Raw genomic sequence first — 16543 nt, forward strand, 5'->3', positions numbered from 1 at the left:
CAGATGGGCCGCTCAGCGTGCGCTGTGCAGCCAGTCGGCGATAGCCAGCTGCAGTGCGACATAATCCGCTGAGAGGAAGAGGTTGCCCAGCTCGGCGGGCCACTGCCGATCAGAGACCGGCGCGGCTTGCAGATGTGCCAGCAGGCTTGCCAGCTCTGAACCCCAAAGGGTCGGCTGCGTCAGCTCGGCCGCCCGACGTTCAATCAGCGCAATCCCTTCACACAGGGCGGCGAATGCTTGCTGTCGAATGGTTTCATTCTGCTGATTTTCCAGCCAGAGCTGCTCGTGATGCTGCCAGTGACTCAGGCCTGCGGCGATGGCGGTTGCCACATCCATGGCTTCGCTGGTGGCCAGAGATTGCAGGGCCAGCGGCTTGCCGAGCCCAGCGAGTCGATAACCGCGCTGTGCCTTGGATTGCGCCCCCAGACGCACTCCACCCAGCCGGGCGAGGCGCTGCGCCAGTGCAAACAGCGCTGTGGTATCGCCCGACTTGAGCTCCAGTTCCAGCTCGTTGATCGCTGTGCGCCCCTGACTGCCGACTATCTCCCCCTGATCCCAGGCCAGCTCGATCTCGGCACCCTCTAAGGTGATGAGCCAGTGGCGGCGCAGGAAGTCGGTACTGAATTGTGCGACCAGCTGCTGCTGGATGCGGTCACGTTCTGTCACATCTGGCCAGATTTCTGCGGGAAAGGCGCTCAATGTCGGCAGATCGCCACCAATAGGCGCATTGTATTCGGGTCTGGCATGCAGGCCACCCACCGCCTGGCCGCGGCATTTGATGGTCTGTTCGGCGTAGGCGTCGCAGCGGCGAATGCGCAGCCCCATGTCCAGACGACGCAGGTCGAGGGTCGGCGTGTCGAAATAGACGTTGCCGAGCTGCTGTTGTGATGATTCTTTAATCTCAAAAGAATTCAACAGGTTGGATAAATCTGCCGCAATGTCGCGGGCGACAAAAAACTTTATCTCGATCTCAGTTTGCATACTCATTCCGGGCTGGCAGGCAACTTTGGGGGGCAGGAATCGGGTCGCGGGGATATAATGCCCGCGAAACGACTAGATTAATTCGCGGTTTAATTGAGGGCGCAGTTCGGTTAACATGCGCGCCTCATAAAATCGTATCGAGTGTTTTTTCACCGACACAGGTTTGGCCATGCCAGTAAATACTATTTTGGGGCTTTTTGCCAAGTCCCCCATCAAGCCGCTGCAGAAGCATATCGTCAAGGTTCACCAGTGCTCCCAGCAGCTGGTTCCCTTCTTTGATGCCGTTGCTGAAGACCGTTGGGAAGATGCCGAGAAGATCCGGCAACAGATCTCCCAGCTGGAAAAAGAGGCGGATATCCTCAAGCGTGAAATTCGTCTGAAACTGCCCCGCGGTCTGTTCCTGCCGGTTGCACGCACCGACCTGCTGGAGTTGTTGACCCAGCAAGACAAGATTGCCAACCGTGCCAAGGATATCTCCGGCCGCATGCTTGGTCGTCGCATGGAGTTCCCTTCCGAAATGCGGGAAGGCTTCATGGCTTACCTCAAACGTTGTATTGATGCGACCGCTCAGGCCGAGAAAGCGATCGGGGAGCTCGACGAGCTGCTCGAGACCGGCTTCAAAGGACGGGAAGTGGAAATGGTTGCCGAGATGATCCACCAGCTGGATCTGATCGAGGACGATACAGACACCATGCAGATCGGTCTGCGCCAACAGCTGCAAGCGGTTGAGCAGAACTACAACCCGATCGACGTGATGTTCCTCTACAAGATCCTCGAATGGGTAGGTGACCTGGCTGATCAGGCCGAGCGCGTAGGCGCCCGTCTTGAGCTGATGCTGGCTCGTTCGTAATCGACTGACTGGGTAAACACTATCAATGGACATTATTGCGAATTACGGCACCACTCTGGTGCTCGTGGCGGCCTTGTTCGGCTTTTTGATGGCCTGGGGCATTGGCGCGAATGACGTAGCCAACGCCATGGGCACATCGGTCGGTACCAAATCCCTGACCATTCGTCAGGCGATTATCATCGCCATGATCTTCGAATTTGCCGGTGCCTATCTGGCCGGTGGTGAAGTAACCGCCACCATCCGTAGCGGTATCATCGACAGCAATGCCTTTGTCGATAGCCCGGATCTGCTGGTGCTCGGCATGATCGCCTCCCTGCTGGCTGCCGGTGCCTGGTTGATCCTCGCCTCCTACTTCGGCTGGCCTGTCTCCACCACTCACTCCATCATCGGCGCCATCGTCGGTTTCGCCGTGGTGAGCATTGGCCCGGAAGCGGTGCAGTGGAACAAGTTTGGCGGCATCGTCGGCTCCTGGGTCATCACCCCCGCCATCTCCGGTGTCATCGCCTACTTCATGTTCATCAGCGTGCAGAAGCTCATCTTCAACACCGATGATCCCCTGAACAACGCCAAGCGCTACGTCCCCTTCTACATGTTCCTGACCTCGCTGGTCATCTGCCTGGTAACCATCAAGAAGGGTCTGACTCACGTTGGTCTGCACCTGACCGATGGCGAAGGCGTCATGCTTTCCGTGGCCATCTCCATCGCCGTAGCGTTTGCCGGCTGGATCTATATTCGCGGTCAGAAGTACAACCCGCAGGATGACAGCAAGATGCACTTCGCCAACGTGGAGAAGGTGTTCGGCATCCTGATGGTCATTACCGCCTGTGCCATGGCGTTTGCCCACGGTTCCAACGATGTGGCCAATGCCATCGGCCCGCTCTCTGCGGTGGCTTCTATCGTGGCTTCCGGTGGCGAGATTTCCGGTCAGGCAGCCATTGCCTGGTGGATCCTGCCGCTCGGCGGGATCGGTATCGTGATCGGTCTGGCCACCATGGGCGAGAAGGTGATGGCGACAGTCGGCACCGGCATCACTCACCTGACCCCGAGCCGTGGTTTCGCCGCCCAGCTGGCCACTGCCGCTACCGTGGTAATCGCCTCCGGCACCGGTCTGCCCATCTCCACCACCCAGACTCTGGTTGGTGCGGTCATGGGCGTGGGTCTGGCGCGCGGTATCGCGGCGCTGAACCTGGGTGTGCTGCGCAACATCGTGGTCTCCTGGGTCATCACCCTGCCGGCAGGTGCCATTCTGGCCATCGGTATCTTCTACGTGCTGCAGGCCTGCTTCTCCTAAGAAGCTGCGTTCAGCAACAAAAAGCCCGAGTCATCGACTCGGGCTTTTTTATTGCCGCTATTTCCTGCGCTTAGAGCGACGCGCAGATTTGCCAGAGGTCGTACTGGATTGCGGCGGCCGTCACTTCGCGACCAGCCCCCGGCCCCTGAATCACCAGCGGGTTGGTGCGGTAGCTGTCGCTCTCGATGGCGAAAATGTTGTCGCACGGCAAGAGGTTGGCAAACGGGTGGTGGGGTTCCAGTGCTTCCAGCCCGACTCGTGCCTTGCCGTCATGCTCGAAGCGGGCAACGTAACGCAGCACTTTGCCAAGCCGTTTGGCCCCTTCGAAGGCGGTCTGGATCGGGCCATCCAGCTCTTTCAGCCTGTCCATGAACTGATCTGTGCTCACCTTGCGCAGCGGGACGGGCACCAGATTCTCGAGCTCGATATCGGCGGAGTCGAGCTCGAAGCCCGCCTCCCGCGCTAGAATGAGCAGCTTGCGACGCACATCCTGACCGGAGAGATCCTCGCGGGGATCCGGTTCGGTCAGACCGTGCTGCCACGCCTCATCCACCAGCTCGGAGAAGGGGCGGGTGCCGTCATACTGCTGGAACAGCCAGGAGAGGGTGCCGGAGAAGATGCCGGAGACCCCCTGAATACGGTCGCCGCTCTGGCGCAGCATCTGGATGCTGGACTGGATTGGCAACCCGGCACCCACGGTGGCGTTGTAGCGCCACTGCACCTGATGGTCGCGGCAGGTCTGCTTGATGCGCTGGTAGAACTCGCTGTCGGCGGCCCCGGCAAACTTGTTGGCGGCGATGATGTGAATGCCGAGCTGGGCGAAGTCGGGGTAGTAGCGGCTCACCGTTTCGCTGGCGGTCAAATCGATGGCGATCAGGGTGTCGAAGCTGTGTTGCTCCAGCTGGGCCAGCAGTTCGGGCCAGATCAGCGCTTTGGGGGCAAAGTTGTCCTGCACCTTGAGCGGATCCAGTCCCTCTTCATCGAGCAGGCCCCCTTCAGAGCTGAACACGCCGTAGAGGGTGAGCGCCAGATTGAGTTCATGTTCGAGGCGCGCCTTTTCGCGGGCATAGAGGCTCAGCCAGTGGCCGCCGATATTGCCCTTGCCGAACACCACCAGTCCGACCCGATTGGGGCGGCTGAACAGGGCGCTGTGCATGGCGATGAGCAGGGGTTCCAGTACCACCTGACGCAGCACGGCCACCAGACTCAGGCCATCTTTGGCCACCTGGACGAACTCCAGCGGCTGATCCGCCAGCAGCTGGTAGAAGCGGTGGCACTGCTCGGCATTGTCGGTGACGCCGGCCCCCACCAGCGCTACCAGACTGTACCCCTCCTTCTGGATGAGGCCGGTGAAGCTCCCTTGCAGCTGAAAGTCGCGCAGTAGCTCGAAAGCCCCCTGCGCTACCTCAAGGGTATAGGCGAGGCGCAGCACCCTGCGATCCGGCTGGCGCTGAAGAGTGAGCGGATTGAGACGGTGACGGGCCAGATGGGCCTCGATGGTGGCCACCGTCTGCTCATAGTTGGTCTGTGGCAGCACCTTCAGCTCGATGAGGGCGATCTGATCCACCGAGGAGACGATGCGAGCACCGCCGGAGCGGGGGGCGCGGCGCAGGATGTGGGTGCAGCCCTCGTCAGGGTTGTAGCTGCAGCGCAGGGTGAGGCGCTGACGACTGTCAGCCACCGGTTGCAGAGTACGGGAGTGCAAGACCGAGGAGCCGAGGCGGGCCAGCTCGTTGGCTTCGGCGAGGCTCAGGCGCTCCAGCAGACGCGCCTCCTTCACCCGGCGCGGGTCGGCGCTGTAGACCCCGGCCACGTCGCTCCAGATGGTGGTGGATTCGCCGTCCGCCAGCAGCGCCAACAGGCTGGCGCTGTAGTCGGAACCGTTGCGACCGAGCAGCAGTGAGCGGCCTTCCATGTCGGCAGCGATAAAGCCGGTTACCACGATACGACCGGCATGCTCCGCCAGTCGCGCCTTGAGCAGTTCGCTGGAGAGCGCAGTATCCACCTTGACCAGAGCGCCATCCTCGGCGCGCAGGAAGCTGCGGGCATCGAGCCAGATGGCCTTGTCGCCGCGGCTGGTGAGCAGGGCAGCCAGCAGGCGCGCCGACCATACCTCGCCAAAGGCGAGCAGGCCGTTGCGGGCAAAGCGGTCAAACTGCCCCTCAAGCGTCTTGGCGATGAGCTGCATGTCGTCGGCCAGCTGCTTGCTCAGGTCGAGCTGCAACTCGCCTTCCAGCAGGCCGTCGATCAGCCCCTGTTGATAGGCGTGGAGGGCGGAGATGGCTTCACCAGCTGCTTCATCCCCCGCTTCGGCCAGCTCCACCAGCTGGATCAGCCGGTTGGTGGTCTTGCCGGCGGCAGAGACCACGATCAGTTCATCCCCACCCACCTGTTGTTCAACGATGCTGGCGACCCGGCGATAACAGACCGGATCCGCCAGACTGCTGCCACCGAATTTGTGGACGTGACGTCGCTTCAAGCCTGCTTCTGTTGCCACCGCGATCTCTCCTTGTTGCTGCTGTTCCATTACTTCGCTACCTGTTCTGCCTGCTGCGCCTGTGCAAAAGCCTGTGCCAGATCGGCCACCAGATCTTCACCGTGTTCAATACCGACCGACAGACGCAGCAGCTGGGCGCTTATGCCAGCTGCCTGCTGCGCCGCCGGGGTCATGGCCCTGTGGGTCATGCTGGCCGGATGGGCCACCAGACTCTCCACCCCGCCGAGGGACTCGGCTACCGAGAAGAGGGTGAGGGCCGCAAGGAAGGCGCGAATGCCCGCCTCGCTGCAATCGAGTTCAAAACTTAGCATGGCGCCGAAGCCGGACTGTTGACGGCGCGCAATATCGTGGCCCGGATGGCTCGGCAGGCTGGGGTGATAGATGCGTTTCACCAGCGGCTGCTGTTGCAGGAAGGCGAGGATGCGATCGGTGTTCTCCTGATGGGTGCGCAATCTGGGGGCCAGAGTGCGCAGGCCGCGCAGGGTGAGGTAGGAGTCGAACGCCCCGGAGGTGAGCCCCAGACAGTTGGCCCACCACACCAGCGACTCGGCCAGTGCGGCCTCCTTGGCAATCGCCACTCCGCCCACCACGTCTGAGTGACCGTTGATGTACTTGGTGGTGGAGTGCACCACCACATCGGCACCGAGGGCCAGCGGCTGTTGCAGCAGGGGGGAGAGGAAGGTGTTGTCCACCACTACCTGTGCACCCACCTCATGAGCTGCACTGGCAATGGCGCTGATATCCACCACCCGCAGCAGCGGGTTGGAGGGTGTCTCGACCCATACCAGCGCGGGCTTCTGGGCCAGCGCGGCGGCCAGTGCGGCCTCATCCCCCTGATCGACAAACTGCACCCGGTAGTGGCCCTTGGCCGCCAGATACTCGAACAGGCGCCAGGTGCCGCCGTAGCAGTCGTGAGGGGCGATCAGCAGATCCCCCGCCTTGAGCAGGGCTGTGGTGACCAGATGGATAGCGCCCATGCCGGTGCCGGTGACCACGGCACCGGCGCCCCCTTCCAGTGCCACCAGCGCGTCAGCCAGATTGGTGCGGGTCGGGTTGCCGGAGCGGGCATAATCGTATTGACGGGGTTCGCCAAAGTCGGCAAAGGTGTAGTTGCTGGAGAGGTAGATAGGCGGCACCACTGCACCGTGTTGCTGGTCTGTCTCAATCCCGGTGCGAACCGCCAGGGTGGCCTTGTGGGTCATGTTTCTCTCCTTGATCTCTCTGGACGGTGGCCGCTCTTCCTGCCACGCTGCTTTTGCCACACGCAATCGTGCCAATGCTGGCATCATGATGAACCACACTACGCCAGCTTAAAAAGGCCGTCAACACTTCCAGACGTCTAAATGGCTTTGCTGTTGGATTGCCATTAATTTCCTTAAGGGTTAAAATCCGCGCTCACGGCTAAATGAGAACAGGTGAGTCATGGGAACAGAGTGGAACGGCGACTACGTCAGCCCCTACGCGGAACACGGTAAGAAGAGCGAACAGGTCAAGAAGATTACCGTCTCGATCCCGCTCAAGGTGTTGAAAGTGTTGACCGATGAGCGCACCCGCCGTCAGGTGAACAACCTGCGTCATGCGACCAACAGCGAGCTGCTCTGTGAAGCCTTCCTGCACGCTTTCACCGGCCAGCCGCTCCCTTGCGACGAAGACTTGCGCAAGGATCATCCGGACAGCGTCCCTGCCGAAGCGCGCGCCATCATGGAAGCGCTGGGCAAAGAGATTGAAGATTTCGACAAGGAATAACTCCCAATGACGCGGCCCTGGCCGCGTCATTGCTATCTGCCATGTCCCGTTTCAGCCTGCGCCACTATCACCACCACGTCTGCAGCCATAGCCACGACTTTGCCCAGCTGGTGATCCCCCTCGACGGCCCCCTCGAGATCGAGGTACAGGGCCATGGGCGTCGGCTTGCCCCCGGTTCTGCCTGCGTCATCGCTCCCGGCGAGCGGCACGACTACGCCGCCGATCCGGTGCTTGCGTTTCTGGTGCAGGAGAGCGACTGGCTGCCCGGTGATCTGGCGGCCCGCCCCTTTATCGAGCTGGATGAACCTCAGCGTCACTACCTCGCTTTTCTGCACCGCATGGTGGCCGAGGGGCGGCAGGTGGCGGGCATGGAGCAGGTGTGGCTCTCCCTGCTGGCGGAAGGGCAGGGGATGCAGAGCGCAGCCATTCCACGCCTTGCCGCCCGCATCCTCAAGGTGCAACGCCATATCGATGCCAACCTCGCTGCCCCGCTGACCAATCAGCAACTCGCCGCCATCGCCTGTCTTGGCCAGAGCCAGTTCAAGCTCGCCTTTCGCCAGCAGCTGGGGGTGAGCGTCTCCCACTACATTCGCAGTCGACGCATGGCGCTGGCGCGTACCCTGCTTGCCGGTACGCAACTGCCCGTTGGCGAGATTGCCAGCCGCTGCGGTTACCAGAATCAGGGGGCCTTCAGCGAGCGCTTCCTGAGTGAGACCGGGCTCACTCCGTCCCTCTGGCGCCAGCAAAACGGCCACCAGCCGTAACGAAACGGCTGATTGCCGAAGACGGGATGCTCTCTTTGGGCCATGCTGCGGGTCATGCAAGGTGCACGATAAACAGGAGCCGAAATGGAGACGATTAGCTGGCAGGATTTCGAGATGGTGGAGCTGAGGGTGGGCACCCTGGTGCGGGTCGAGCCGTTCCCCGAGGCGCGCAAAGCGGCCTACAAGGTGTGGGCGGATTTTGGCCCTGAACTGGGGATTCGCAAGAGCAGCGCCCAGATCACCGCCCTCTACCAGCCAGAGCAGCTGGTGGGCCGCCAGATCATCGCCGTAGTCAACTTCCCGACCAAGCAGATCGGCCCGTTTCAGTCGGAGTTTCTGCTGACCGGTTTCTACCGGCCGGATGGCGCCGTAGTGATGGCCATCCCCGAGCAGGCGGTGGAGAACGGCGCCAGGCTGGGCTGAGCTCACACCCGAACAGAGAGAAGAGAGGCGACCCCGGGGTCGCCTCTCTTTTTGTTATCTGCTGTGAGTCGCTACTTCAACAGGCTGAAGATCAGCGCCGATACCGCCAGCGAGCCGGTCAGCAGGATAAAGCCGTTGGTCCAGCCGTGACGGAAGCGGGCCAGCGCCTCCACCTTGTAGATGGCAATCACCGGCATGATAAACAGGATCATGGCGATGACCGGGCCGGAGAGGGTCTCCATCAGCCCCAGAATGCCCGGGTTGATGACGGCGGCACCCCAGATAGAGAAGAACATCAGGGCGATGCCCAGCTTGTCTGCCTTGGCCAGCGGCAGGCCGGTGGGCTTGGCGATCAGGCTTTTCAGGCTTTCGCGGGCACCGAGGAAGTGGCCGAGGAAGGAGGAGCTGATGGCGATAAAGGCGATGAGCGGCCCCAGAGTCACGATCACCGGGTTATCGGTGATGTTGGCGAGATAGGAGAGCACAGAGACGTTCTGGGCCTTGGCTTCGGCCAGCTGGGCTGGCGAGAGGCTCAGCACGCAGGAGAAGACGAAGAACAGCACGAAGCCCACCAGCATCACTGTGGTGTTGCGCAGGATCAGGCCGCTCTTGGCTTCCGCCTGCTCGCCATATTCACGGCGCTGCACGTTGGCAAAACCGGAGATGGCGGCGGCGTGGCTGAAGGCGAACACGGTGACCGGCAGCGCCAGCCAGACGGTGTTGAGGAAGCTGACCCCTTCAAACGCCGTCACTTCCGGCCATTGCCACTGAGGGATCAGGTAGCAGGAGAGGGCCGCCAGAATGGCCGCTAGCGGATAGACCATAAAGGCGAAGGCGCGCAGCATCGCTTTCTCACCCGCCAGCATCACGGCGATCATGGCGAATACCAGCACGCCTGAGAGCATCACCCGATCCGGGGTCGCCATGCCGAGCTGGTTGACCATAAAGCTCTCCACCGTGTTGGTCAGTCCGACCCCGTAGATGAGCAGGATCGGGAAGATGGAGAGGAAGTAGAGCGCCGAGATGAGGCGACCGGCCATTTTGCCGAAATGCTCCTCCGCGACTTCGGTGAAGTCGGCGTGGGGGCGTGACGAGGAGAGCACGAAGCGCGCCAGCCCGCGGTGGGCGAGGAAGGTCATGGGGCCTGCCAGTACCGCGACGATGACGAGAGGCCAGATGCCGCCCAGACCCAGATTGATGGGCAGGAACAGGATACCGGCGCCAACGGCGGTGCCAAACAGGCTGATAACCCAGTGGGTGTCGTGACGGCGCCAGCGGGTGATGCAGGCAGTGGTGGAGCAGGAACCGGATAGCTCCTTGGTTGCCTCTACAGATAAACTCATTACTAATTCACTTTTTGTCAGTGTTTTAATCTGAGTTTATTGTGGTTTATCGGGATTTAATTCTCAAAAAGCGAGACTGAAACATATCACTGCCATTGCGGGGTTTAGCCAGCGAGATTGGGAATGGAATCTGGGTCACAGAATGAAACAAAACTGATATTGGTAGTTTTTGTGAAATATAAAACCAAAATTTGATCTGCGCTCGTTTTTTTATTTTGGCTAATCAGGTGTTTTTAGAATTACGTGAAAAATTGCACCATTTCTCACCGACCGACTGTGATGTTTCACTATCATTTTGCCGCTTTGCCAGCGTATCACGCTGTTCAAGAGCGCCTTGACCAGCGGATCGCTCCGGTCATCACTCGGGGGCGATTCCCTGAAAAAGCAGGCGGCCATCGGGCCGCCTGCTTGTCTGATATGATGATATCGCAATCCGTCTAGTGGGCCAGAATGTTGCCCCAGGCGAGATCCGGATCTCCCATCACGATAAAGTCAGGGTTCTCCAGCGACTCGGTTTCGTTGTAACTGAGTGGCTGCAACGCCAGGCTGAGGATGCGGCCACCGGCCGCCTCGACGATGCACTGGGCGGCGGCGGTGTCCCACTCGCCGGTGGGGCCGAGCCGCACGTAGCAATCGGCCGCCCCTTCCGCCACCAGACAGGATTTGAGGGAGCTGGAGCCGAGCGGGATCAGCTCGTAGTTGATGGCCGGGTTGAGGCGGCGGGTGAGCTTCTCCAGCTTCTGGCGGCGGCTGATGGCCACCACCAGCGAGTCAGGCTGGTCATGCTCGTGGTGCATGGCGCTGATGGGCAACACCTCGCCATTCACCTCCTTGAAGGCGCCGTAGCCGCGCACCGCCCAGTAGAGCACGTTGGACTCGGGAGCATAGATGACCCCGAGCACCGGCACATTGTCCCGCACCAGGGCGATCAGGGTGGCGAAGTCGCCGCTGCCCGCGATAAATTCGCCAGTGCCGTCGAGGGGGTCCACCAGCCAGTACTGTCGCCAGTTGGCGCGCTGGCTGAAGGGGATATCGGCCGCCTCTTCGGTCAGCACCGGCACATGGGGGGTGAGCGCCGAGAGCGCCTGTTTGAGGTAGGCATCGGCAGCAAGATCGGCACTGGTGACCGGGGTCGCATCCTCCTTCAGCTGACGCTCGAACTGACCGCCGTGATAGATGTCGTGAAGGATCCTTCCGGCTTCGCGGGCAATCTCCTTGACCCCCGGCACCCAGGCCAACAACTCCTGCATCTCGTTATCCTCTGTCTGTTAACTGCCCGTCTGCGGGCTACTCTGCCTGCTCCGCCAGCCACTTCTGGGCCAAGAGCAGGGCACTGATGCTGCGCGACTCGGTGAAGTCGGGCCGCGCCAGCAATTCGTCGATCCGATTGAGTGGCCAGGGGATGACCTCCAGCGGTTCGGGTTCGTCGCCGATCCGCTGCTCGGGGAAGAGATCCCGCGCCAGCAAAATGTCCATCCGGCTGGAGAAGTACCCCGGCGCCAGCGACACCTGTTTGAGCAGGGTCAGGTTGTTGGCGCCAAAGCCCGCCTCTTCCATCAGTTCCCGGTTGCCTGCCTCGAAGGCATCTTCGCCCGGGTCGATCAGCCCCTTGGGAAAGCCCAGCTCGTAGGAGTGGGTGCCGGCGGCATATTCGCGCACCAGCAGCAGGGTCTGCTCATCGAACAGCGGCACCACCATGACGGCGCCACGATTGCCGCCGCGCATCCGCTCGTAGACCCGCTCCTCGCCGTTGGAGAATTTGAGGTGGAGGGATTCCACTCTGAACAGCCGACTCTCGGCCACGATCTCGGCCTTGAGGATCTCCGGTTTGCTCTTCTCCTGCTCCAGCTGGTCGATCGAAATCTGTTCGGGGGGGCTTTTGTGGTGCTCACTCATCAGGGGTGACGGCTCGTTAAAAAATCGTGCTTCAAGAGTAAACGACTCCCACACCGAACACCACGGGGCAGGGAGGGGAAAGGGGGAGGAAAAATCCGTTATACTGCCGCCCCGTTTTCCGAGATCCGCGATCAAGAGGCCCGATGCCACACTCCCGCTCAAACACCTTGCCCTGGCACCAGATAGATACCGTCTTGCTCGATATGGATGGCACCCTGATCGATCTCCATTTTGACAACCACCTCTGGCAGCAGCTGGTGCCGGAGCGTTACGCCGAGCGGCTCGGGCTGCCACTGGATGAAGCCAAAGCGCAGATCGATGTCCACTATCACGCCGTCAACGGCACCCTCAACTGGTACTGCGTGGATTACTGGAGCGAGACCCTGGGGCTCGACATCCGTGCCCTCAAGCAGGAGCTGCTGGCGAAGATCCAGTGGCGTCCCCACGCCATCCCCTTTCTGGCCGCGTTGCGCGCCGCGGGCAAGCAGCTGGTGCTTTTCACCAATGCCCACCCCGCCAGTCTGTCGGTGAAGGATGCGCAGCTGGGACTAAGCAACCATCTGGATCTGATGGTGAGTACCCACGAGCTGGGCTGGTCGAAGGAGAGCCAACACTGCTGGCAGGCGCTGGCACAGCGGCTGGCGTTCGATCCGGCCCGCACCCTGTTTGTGGATGATAGCGAGCGGATCCTGCGGGCTGCCGCCGACTACGGTATCGGCTATCAGCTGGCGATCCAGAATCCGGATAGCTGCAAGCCGGAGCAGAGCATTACCGCTTTTCCGGCGATCCGCGACTATGCCGAGTTGCTGCCGCTGGCAATCTGAATCAGTTCAAACAAGAGAGGGCTGCATCATGCAGCCCTCTCTGTATCTGAAACCTGGCGGTGAAAGATCACAGCTCCCGGAATGGGCGCCGTTTCTCCTCTTCGATGACGATCGCCTCCAGATTGGCGATCCGCTCCTGCAACTCTCTGATGATCATATCCTGCCTGCCGAGGCGGTCGGTGATGCGGGCATCCCCCATCTGATAGCGGGCCCGCTTGCCGAGATATCCGAACAATACGCTGATAAATACGATCAGGACTATGCCTGTCCACATGGTCATGTCACGACTCCTTGTCGTCTATAGACGGCGAAAACGCTGATGAGATCTGCTCTGTTTTCTCATAGCCGCCGGGCGGCCGCAATGGGGCCAATTGTCCCTTTGTGACGCAGACAGCTATTGCTGCCAGAGTGGCCGAGCGACCCAGAGCGCCCACAGGGTGAGGTGCAGCAGCACGATAAACCAGAAAACCAGCCGGTAGCTGCGCTTCTGGGTCTTGTGACGCAGCCACTGGCGGGCCACCAGAGCGCCCGGCCAGCCGCCGCACAGCTCCAGCAGATGGAGCCTCGATTCGGGAATGCGCCACTCGCCCCGCACCGCCTGTCGCTTGTCCCAGGCGTAGGCCGCCAGCGTCAGCAGACTCATGGTCAGCAGTGCGGCCAGTGGCCACCACTGCTGGCTGTCGAGGCCGAGCCAGAGGGTCCAGCCCAGCGGCAGCAGCGCCAGCGCCATCATTGGGCCAGCTCCCAGCAGCGCTCCTCATCCTGCTTGAGGGTGCGGATCACCTTGGCCGGATTGCCCACCGCCACCGAGTCGGCCGGGATGTCGCGGGTGACCACGGCGCCGGCGCCAATGATGGAGCGCGGCCCTATGGTGACGCCGGGGCAGATGATGGCGCCACCGCCGATCCAGCAGTCATCGCCGATCCGTACCGGCTTGTTGTAGGCGATCCAGTTGCGTCGTTCCAGATAGTTCATGGTGTGGGTGGCGGTGTAGATCTGCACGTTGGGGGCCAGCAGCACATGGCTGCCGATATGCACTTCACCCAGATCGAGAATGGTGACGTTGAAGTTGAAGAAGGTCTTCTCGCCGATGTGGATGTTGCGGCCAAACTCGCAGGTGAAGGGCGTGCTGATCCAGCAGGAGTCGGGGCAGTGGCCGAACAGCTCGCGGCAAATCTGCTGGCGCAGAGGGCCATCGCCTGCAGGTGAACCATTAAGCTGGGCCAGCAGCGCCTGACCGCGGATCCGGTCGTTCGCTATCTCCTCGCTCTGGCCATCCAGCGCCCCGCCTGCCAGTACCTTGTCCCAGTCGCTCGCCATTGCTACCTCCTCATGCTGCAAGAGGGGGCAGTATACGTGACAAGCGCGAGAGGCGTCAGTCTGTCACTTCTGGCAGGTGATCCCCGTCATCCTGCTGGCCAGACGAGGGGCAGGATCAGCAGGGCCGAGACGAAGTAGGGGAGCAGCACCCGCAGCCCCAGACTGCGACCACCGATGCCGAGGGCCAGCAACCCCTTCACCAGCGAGTTGATCAAACCGGCAAGCAGGATGCCGCGGGCAGCCACCTCCAGCGCCAGCTCCTTGTGGGAGAGCTGGGAGAGCGACAAGGTGATGGCGTCCACGTCGGTGATCCCCGACACCAGCGACAGCAGATAGACCCCCGAGTTGCCTACCTTGTCTTGCAGCAGAGTTGCCATAAAGCCGATCAACGCCAGCAGCAGGCCGAACTTGATGGCGGTGGCCAGATCGAGCGGGTTGCTGGTTTCCGGCTGCACCGGGCCGTCAGTCAGCTCCTCGCGCTGGCGCCAGAACCAGAAGGCAAAGCCGTACACCGTGGTCGCCAGCAACACGAGCGGGGCGGCGAGGCGCATCGCCAGTTCGCTGTGAATCAGCAGCACCAGTACCAGCAGCCGCAGCCACATGGTGGCCCCCGCCAGCAGGATGCCGGTGGCCAGTAGCCGCTCCAGCCCTCCTTGTTCCTTGTTGAGGCGGGCAAACTGCAGGGTGAGGGCGGTGGAGGAGGCCAATCCCGCCAGTATGCTGGTGAGCACCAGTCCGGCGCGAGTGCCGAGTAGCCGCACCGCGAAGTGGCCACAAAACGAGATGCCGGCGATCACCACCACCATCAGCCAGATCTTGAAGGGGTTGAAGGCATCGAGGGGGCCCATCTCCTCGTTGGGCAGTACCGGCAGCAGTACCAGCGAGATGAGCAGAAAGCGCAGGGTGGCGTGGAATTCGGTTTCGCTGAGAAACAGCATCCCCTGCTGGATCTTGCCCTTGAGCCCCATCAGCAGGGCCGCCAGCACGGCGCAGGCCACCGCCTCGCTCGGGCTCAGCAGTACCGACATCAGCCCCAGCAGATAGGTGAGCAGCATGGCCACCGAGCTGGTGAGGCCGAACTCCCCTTGCCAGCGCTGGGCCAGCCAGACCGAGAGGCCGCAGCCGATCACCACCGCCAGCAGGCCGAGCAGCGGCAGCCAGGGGCCCAGGGTCGGCAGCAGCAAACCGCAGACCCCGCCGAGCAGACCGATAAGGCCGTAGGTACGCATCCCGGCGATGCGCTGGTTATCCCCCAGTTGGCGTACCTGCCAGCCGCGCTCCAGTCCGATGATGAGGCCGATGGCCAGCGAGACCAAGGCACCGTTGACGGGTTCTGCATTGATCCACATAACGACTTCCTTTTCGTCATCTGTCTGCCTTGTTCCCATGATGGCACAGCGCTTGAAGTCACAGAGGGGCATGGCTCACAGAGTCTGCGTCTGGCTCCTTGTGGCGTGTGGTCGCCTGATATGAGCAAAAGAGATAAGCAAAGAGTTATTTCTTTCTTCTCGGCATAACAACTCCGCGGCATGCTGCTCTCAACCCAACGATATGGAGTATCACCATGAAACTGCGAATGACCGCTCTCTCCCTCTTCTCCGTGCTGGCCTTTGGCCAGGCCTACGCCGCGGAAGTACACCTGCTCAACGTCTCCTACGATCCGACCCGCGAGCTGTTTCAGGAGTACAACTCCGCCTTTGCCAAGGAGTGGAAGGCCAAAACCGGTGACGATGTGGTGGTGAGCCAGTCTCACGGTGGCTCCGGCAAGCAGGCTCGCGCCGTAGTGGACGGGCTGGAAGCTGACGTGGTCTCGCTGGCGCTTGCCTACGACGTCAACGCCGTTGCCAAGCAAGGTCTTATCGCTGCGGATTGGCAGAACCGTCTGGCCAATAATGCAGCGCCCTACACCTCGACCATCGTCTTCCTGGTACGCAAGGGTAATCCCAAGCAGATCAAGGATTGGGGCGACCTGGTGCGCAAGGATGTGGCCATCGTGACCCCCAATCCCAAGACCTCCGGCGGTGCCCGCTGGAACTATCTGGCCGCCTGGGGTTATGCCCTGAAGAAGAGTGGCAATGAAGAGGGGGCCAAACAGTTTGTCGGCGATCTCTACAAGAACGTGAAGGTGCTGGACTCCGGCGCCCGCGGTGCCACCACCAGCTTTATCGAGCGTGGCCTTGGCGATGTGCTGCTGGCATGGGAGAACGAAGCCCTGCTGGTACTTGGTCAGCCCGGTGCCAGCGACAAGTTCGAGCTGGTGGTGCCATCGGTCTCCATACTGGCTGAGCCGCCGGTCGCGGTGGTGGACAAGGTCGCCAAGAAGCACGGCACCGAAACGGTGGCCAAGGCCTACCTCGACTACCTCTACTCCGACGAGGGGCAGCACATAGTCGCCAAGTATCACTACCGCCCCAGCAACCCGGCGATCCTGAAAGAGACCGCAGATCAGTTCCCCAAGCTCGCACTCTTTACGGTCAAGGATATCGAGGGGAACTGGGATAAAGCCCAGAAGAAGCACTTCGCACAGGGCGGTCTGTTTGACCAGATCTACCAACCCGGTGGCTGAGGCAGGTAACGCCGTTTAACCCCTTTGAACTGGCCCCTGTGC

At 61.4% G+C, this 16543-nt stretch carries 17 protein-coding genes; 7 read left to right on the forward strand and 10 right to left on the reverse strand.

Going from position 1 to position 16543, the window contains the following annotated elements; all coding sequences use genetic code 11:
- Nucleotides 1-12: 12 nt before the first annotated feature.
- Nucleotides 13-981 carry an inorganic triphosphatase gene (locus I6L40_RS05055; protein ID WP_216995072.1) on the reverse strand — a complete coding sequence of 323 codons (969 nt, stop codon included), beginning with the start codon at nucleotides 979-981 and terminating at the stop codon, nucleotides 13-15.
- Nucleotides 982-1150: 169 nt separating this feature from the next.
- Between I6L40_RS05055 and I6L40_RS05060 the strand changes: the two genes are divergently transcribed.
- The gene (locus I6L40_RS05060) at nucleotides 1151-1831 is read left to right on the forward strand and encodes a TIGR00153 family protein (RefSeq protein WP_033113984.1); all 681 of its coding nucleotides are present in this window, start codon (nucleotides 1151-1153) and stop codon (nucleotides 1829-1831) included.
- Between the two features lie 25 nt (nucleotides 1832-1856).
- Complete coding sequence (locus tag I6L40_RS05065; RefSeq protein ID WP_041209023.1) at nucleotides 1857-3122, forward strand: inorganic phosphate transporter; 1266 nt, start codon at nucleotides 1857-1859, stop codon at nucleotides 3120-3122.
- 70 nt (nucleotides 3123-3192) lie between these two features.
- Here I6L40_RS05065 and I6L40_RS05070 read toward each other — a convergent pair whose 3' ends face one another.
- Nucleotides 3193-5649 carry a bifunctional aspartate kinase/homoserine dehydrogenase II gene (locus I6L40_RS05070; protein WP_041209024.1) on the reverse strand — a complete coding sequence of 819 codons (2457 nt, stop codon included), beginning with the start codon at nucleotides 5647-5649 and terminating at the stop codon, nucleotides 3193-3195.
- Nucleotides 5649-6821: a cystathionine gamma-synthase gene (gene metB, locus I6L40_RS05075; RefSeq protein ID WP_216995073.1), complete on the reverse strand. Its 1173-nt coding sequence runs from the start codon at nucleotides 6819-6821 to the stop codon at nucleotides 5649-5651. Before metB ends, I6L40_RS05070 begins: the two co-directional genes overlap by 1 nt.
- Nucleotides 6822-7041: 220 nt before the next feature.
- On the opposite strand from metB, the gene metJ reads away from it, so the two are divergent.
- From metJ to I6L40_RS05090, 3 genes are all read left to right on the forward strand, one after another.
- Entirely contained in the window at nucleotides 7042-7365 is a 324-nt protein-coding gene (metJ, locus tag I6L40_RS05080) for a met regulon transcriptional regulator MetJ (RefSeq protein WP_005343046.1), read from the forward strand.
- A gap of 41 nt (nucleotides 7366-7406) precedes the next feature.
- Nucleotides 7407-8129, forward strand: coding sequence for an AraC family transcriptional regulator (locus I6L40_RS05085; RefSeq protein ID WP_216995074.1), 723 nt, complete (start codon nucleotides 7407-7409; stop codon nucleotides 8127-8129).
- A gap of 84 nt (nucleotides 8130-8213) precedes the next feature.
- Entirely contained in the window at nucleotides 8214-8552 is a 339-nt protein-coding gene (locus tag I6L40_RS05090) for a tRNA-binding protein (protein ID WP_181269286.1), read from the forward strand.
- A 71-nt stretch (nucleotides 8553-8623) separates the two neighbouring features.
- On the opposite strand, the gene I6L40_RS05095 is transcribed toward I6L40_RS05090, so the two are convergent.
- The 3 genes from I6L40_RS05095 to nudE form a co-directional block, all read right to left on the reverse strand.
- A complete protein-coding gene (locus tag I6L40_RS05095) occupies nucleotides 8624-9895 on the reverse strand; it encodes an aromatic amino acid transport family protein (RefSeq protein WP_216995075.1) in 1272 nt (423 codons plus the stop codon).
- A gap of 437 nt (nucleotides 9896-10332) precedes the next feature.
- Nucleotides 10333-11145 (reverse strand): 3'(2'),5'-bisphosphate nucleotidase CysQ, encoded by an 813-nt coding sequence (cysQ, locus tag I6L40_RS05100; protein ID WP_069530012.1) that lies wholly within the window; start codon nucleotides 11143-11145, stop codon nucleotides 10333-10335.
- Between the two features lie 37 nt (nucleotides 11146-11182).
- Nucleotides 11183-11791: an ADP compounds hydrolase NudE gene (nudE, locus tag I6L40_RS05105; protein WP_033113990.1), complete on the reverse strand. Its 609-nt coding sequence runs from the start codon at nucleotides 11789-11791 to the stop codon at nucleotides 11183-11185.
- A 143-nt stretch (nucleotides 11792-11934) separates the two neighbouring features.
- Between nudE and yrfG the strand changes: the two genes are divergently transcribed.
- Nucleotides 11935-12615 (forward strand): GMP/IMP nucleotidase, encoded by a 681-nt coding sequence (gene yrfG / locus I6L40_RS05110; RefSeq protein ID WP_216995076.1) that lies wholly within the window; start codon nucleotides 11935-11937, stop codon nucleotides 12613-12615.
- A 67-nt stretch (nucleotides 12616-12682) separates the two neighbouring features.
- Here yrfG and I6L40_RS05115 read toward each other — a convergent pair whose 3' ends face one another.
- The 4 genes from I6L40_RS05115 to I6L40_RS05130 form a co-directional block, all read right to left on the reverse strand.
- Nucleotides 12683-12895 carry a hypothetical protein gene (locus I6L40_RS05115; protein WP_041209029.1) on the reverse strand — a complete coding sequence of 71 codons (213 nt, stop codon included), beginning with the start codon at nucleotides 12893-12895 and terminating at the stop codon, nucleotides 12683-12685.
- Between the two features lie 114 nt (nucleotides 12896-13009).
- Nucleotides 13010-13348 carry a DUF1294 domain-containing protein gene (locus I6L40_RS05120; protein WP_042030326.1) on the reverse strand — a complete coding sequence of 113 codons (339 nt, stop codon included), beginning with the start codon at nucleotides 13346-13348 and terminating at the stop codon, nucleotides 13010-13012.
- A complete protein-coding gene (locus I6L40_RS05125) occupies nucleotides 13345-13935 on the reverse strand; it encodes a sugar O-acetyltransferase (protein WP_216995077.1) in 591 nt (196 codons plus the stop codon). Before I6L40_RS05125 ends, I6L40_RS05120 begins: the two co-directional genes overlap by 4 nt.
- An 86-nt stretch (nucleotides 13936-14021) precedes the next feature.
- A complete protein-coding gene (locus I6L40_RS05130) occupies nucleotides 14022-15284 on the reverse strand; it encodes a DUF4010 domain-containing protein (RefSeq protein ID WP_005343059.1) in 1263 nt (420 codons plus the stop codon).
- Nucleotides 15285-15499: 215 nt separating this feature from the next.
- Here I6L40_RS05130 and I6L40_RS05135 point away from each other — a divergent pair, with 215 nt between their 5' ends.
- Complete coding sequence (locus I6L40_RS05135; protein WP_042030331.1) at nucleotides 15500-16501, forward strand: sulfate ABC transporter substrate-binding protein; 1002 nt, start codon at nucleotides 15500-15502, stop codon at nucleotides 16499-16501.
- Nucleotides 16502-16543: the final 42 nt, after the last annotated feature.

This window comes from Aeromonas sp. FDAARGOS 1410 (assembly GCF_019048745.1).
Taxonomy (GTDB): Bacteria; Pseudomonadota; Gammaproteobacteria; order Enterobacterales; family Aeromonadaceae; genus Aeromonas; species Aeromonas jandaei.

Bases quoted from the DNA above. Each gene is read 5' to 3' on its own strand.
- I6L40_RS05055 (WP_216995072.1), bottom strand. From the start codon at position 981: ATGCAAACTGAGATCGAGATAAAGTTTTTTGTCGCCCGCGACATTGCG.
- I6L40_RS05060 (WP_033113984.1), top strand. From the start codon at position 1,151: ATGCCAGTAAATACTATTTTGGGGCTTTTTGCCAAGTCCCCCATCAAG.
- I6L40_RS05065 (WP_041209023.1), top strand. From the start codon at position 1,857: ATGGACATTATTGCGAATTACGGCACCACTCTGGTGCTCGTGGCGGCC.
- I6L40_RS05070 (WP_041209024.1), bottom strand. From the start codon at position 5,649: ATGGAACAGCAGCAACAAGGAGAGATCGCGGTGGCAACAGAAGCAGGC.
- metB (WP_216995073.1), bottom strand. From the start codon at position 6,821: ATGACCCACAAGGCCACCCTGGCGGTTCGCACCGGGATTGAGACAGAC.
- metJ (WP_005343046.1), top strand. From the start codon at position 7,042: ATGGGAACAGAGTGGAACGGCGACTACGTCAGCCCCTACGCGGAACAC.
- I6L40_RS05085 (WP_216995074.1), top strand. From the start codon at position 7,407: ATGTCCCGTTTCAGCCTGCGCCACTATCACCACCACGTCTGCAGCCAT.
- I6L40_RS05090 (WP_181269286.1), top strand. From the start codon at position 8,214: ATGGAGACGATTAGCTGGCAGGATTTCGAGATGGTGGAGCTGAGGGTG.
- I6L40_RS05095 (WP_216995075.1), bottom strand. From the start codon at position 9,895: ATGAGTTTATCTGTAGAGGCAACCAAGGAGCTATCCGGTTCCTGCTCC.
- cysQ (WP_069530012.1), bottom strand. From the start codon at position 11,145: ATGCAGGAGTTGTTGGCCTGGGTGCCGGGGGTCAAGGAGATTGCCCGC.
- nudE (WP_033113990.1), bottom strand. From the start codon at position 11,791: ATGAGTGAGCACCACAAAAGCCCCCCCGAACAGATTTCGATCGACCAG.
- yrfG (WP_216995076.1), top strand. From the start codon at position 11,935: ATGCCACACTCCCGCTCAAACACCTTGCCCTGGCACCAGATAGATACC.
- I6L40_RS05115 (WP_041209029.1), bottom strand. From the start codon at position 12,895: ATGACCATGTGGACAGGCATAGTCCTGATCGTATTTATCAGCGTATTG.
- I6L40_RS05120 (WP_042030326.1), bottom strand. From the start codon at position 13,348: ATGATGGCGCTGGCGCTGCTGCCGCTGGGCTGGACCCTCTGGCTCGGC.
- I6L40_RS05125 (WP_216995077.1), bottom strand. From the start codon at position 13,935: ATGGCGAGCGACTGGGACAAGGTACTGGCAGGCGGGGCGCTGGATGGC.
- I6L40_RS05130 (WP_005343059.1), bottom strand. From the start codon at position 15,284: ATGTGGATCAATGCAGAACCCGTCAACGGTGCCTTGGTCTCGCTGGCC.
- I6L40_RS05135 (WP_042030331.1), top strand. From the start codon at position 15,500: ATGAAACTGCGAATGACCGCTCTCTCCCTCTTCTCCGTGCTGGCCTTT.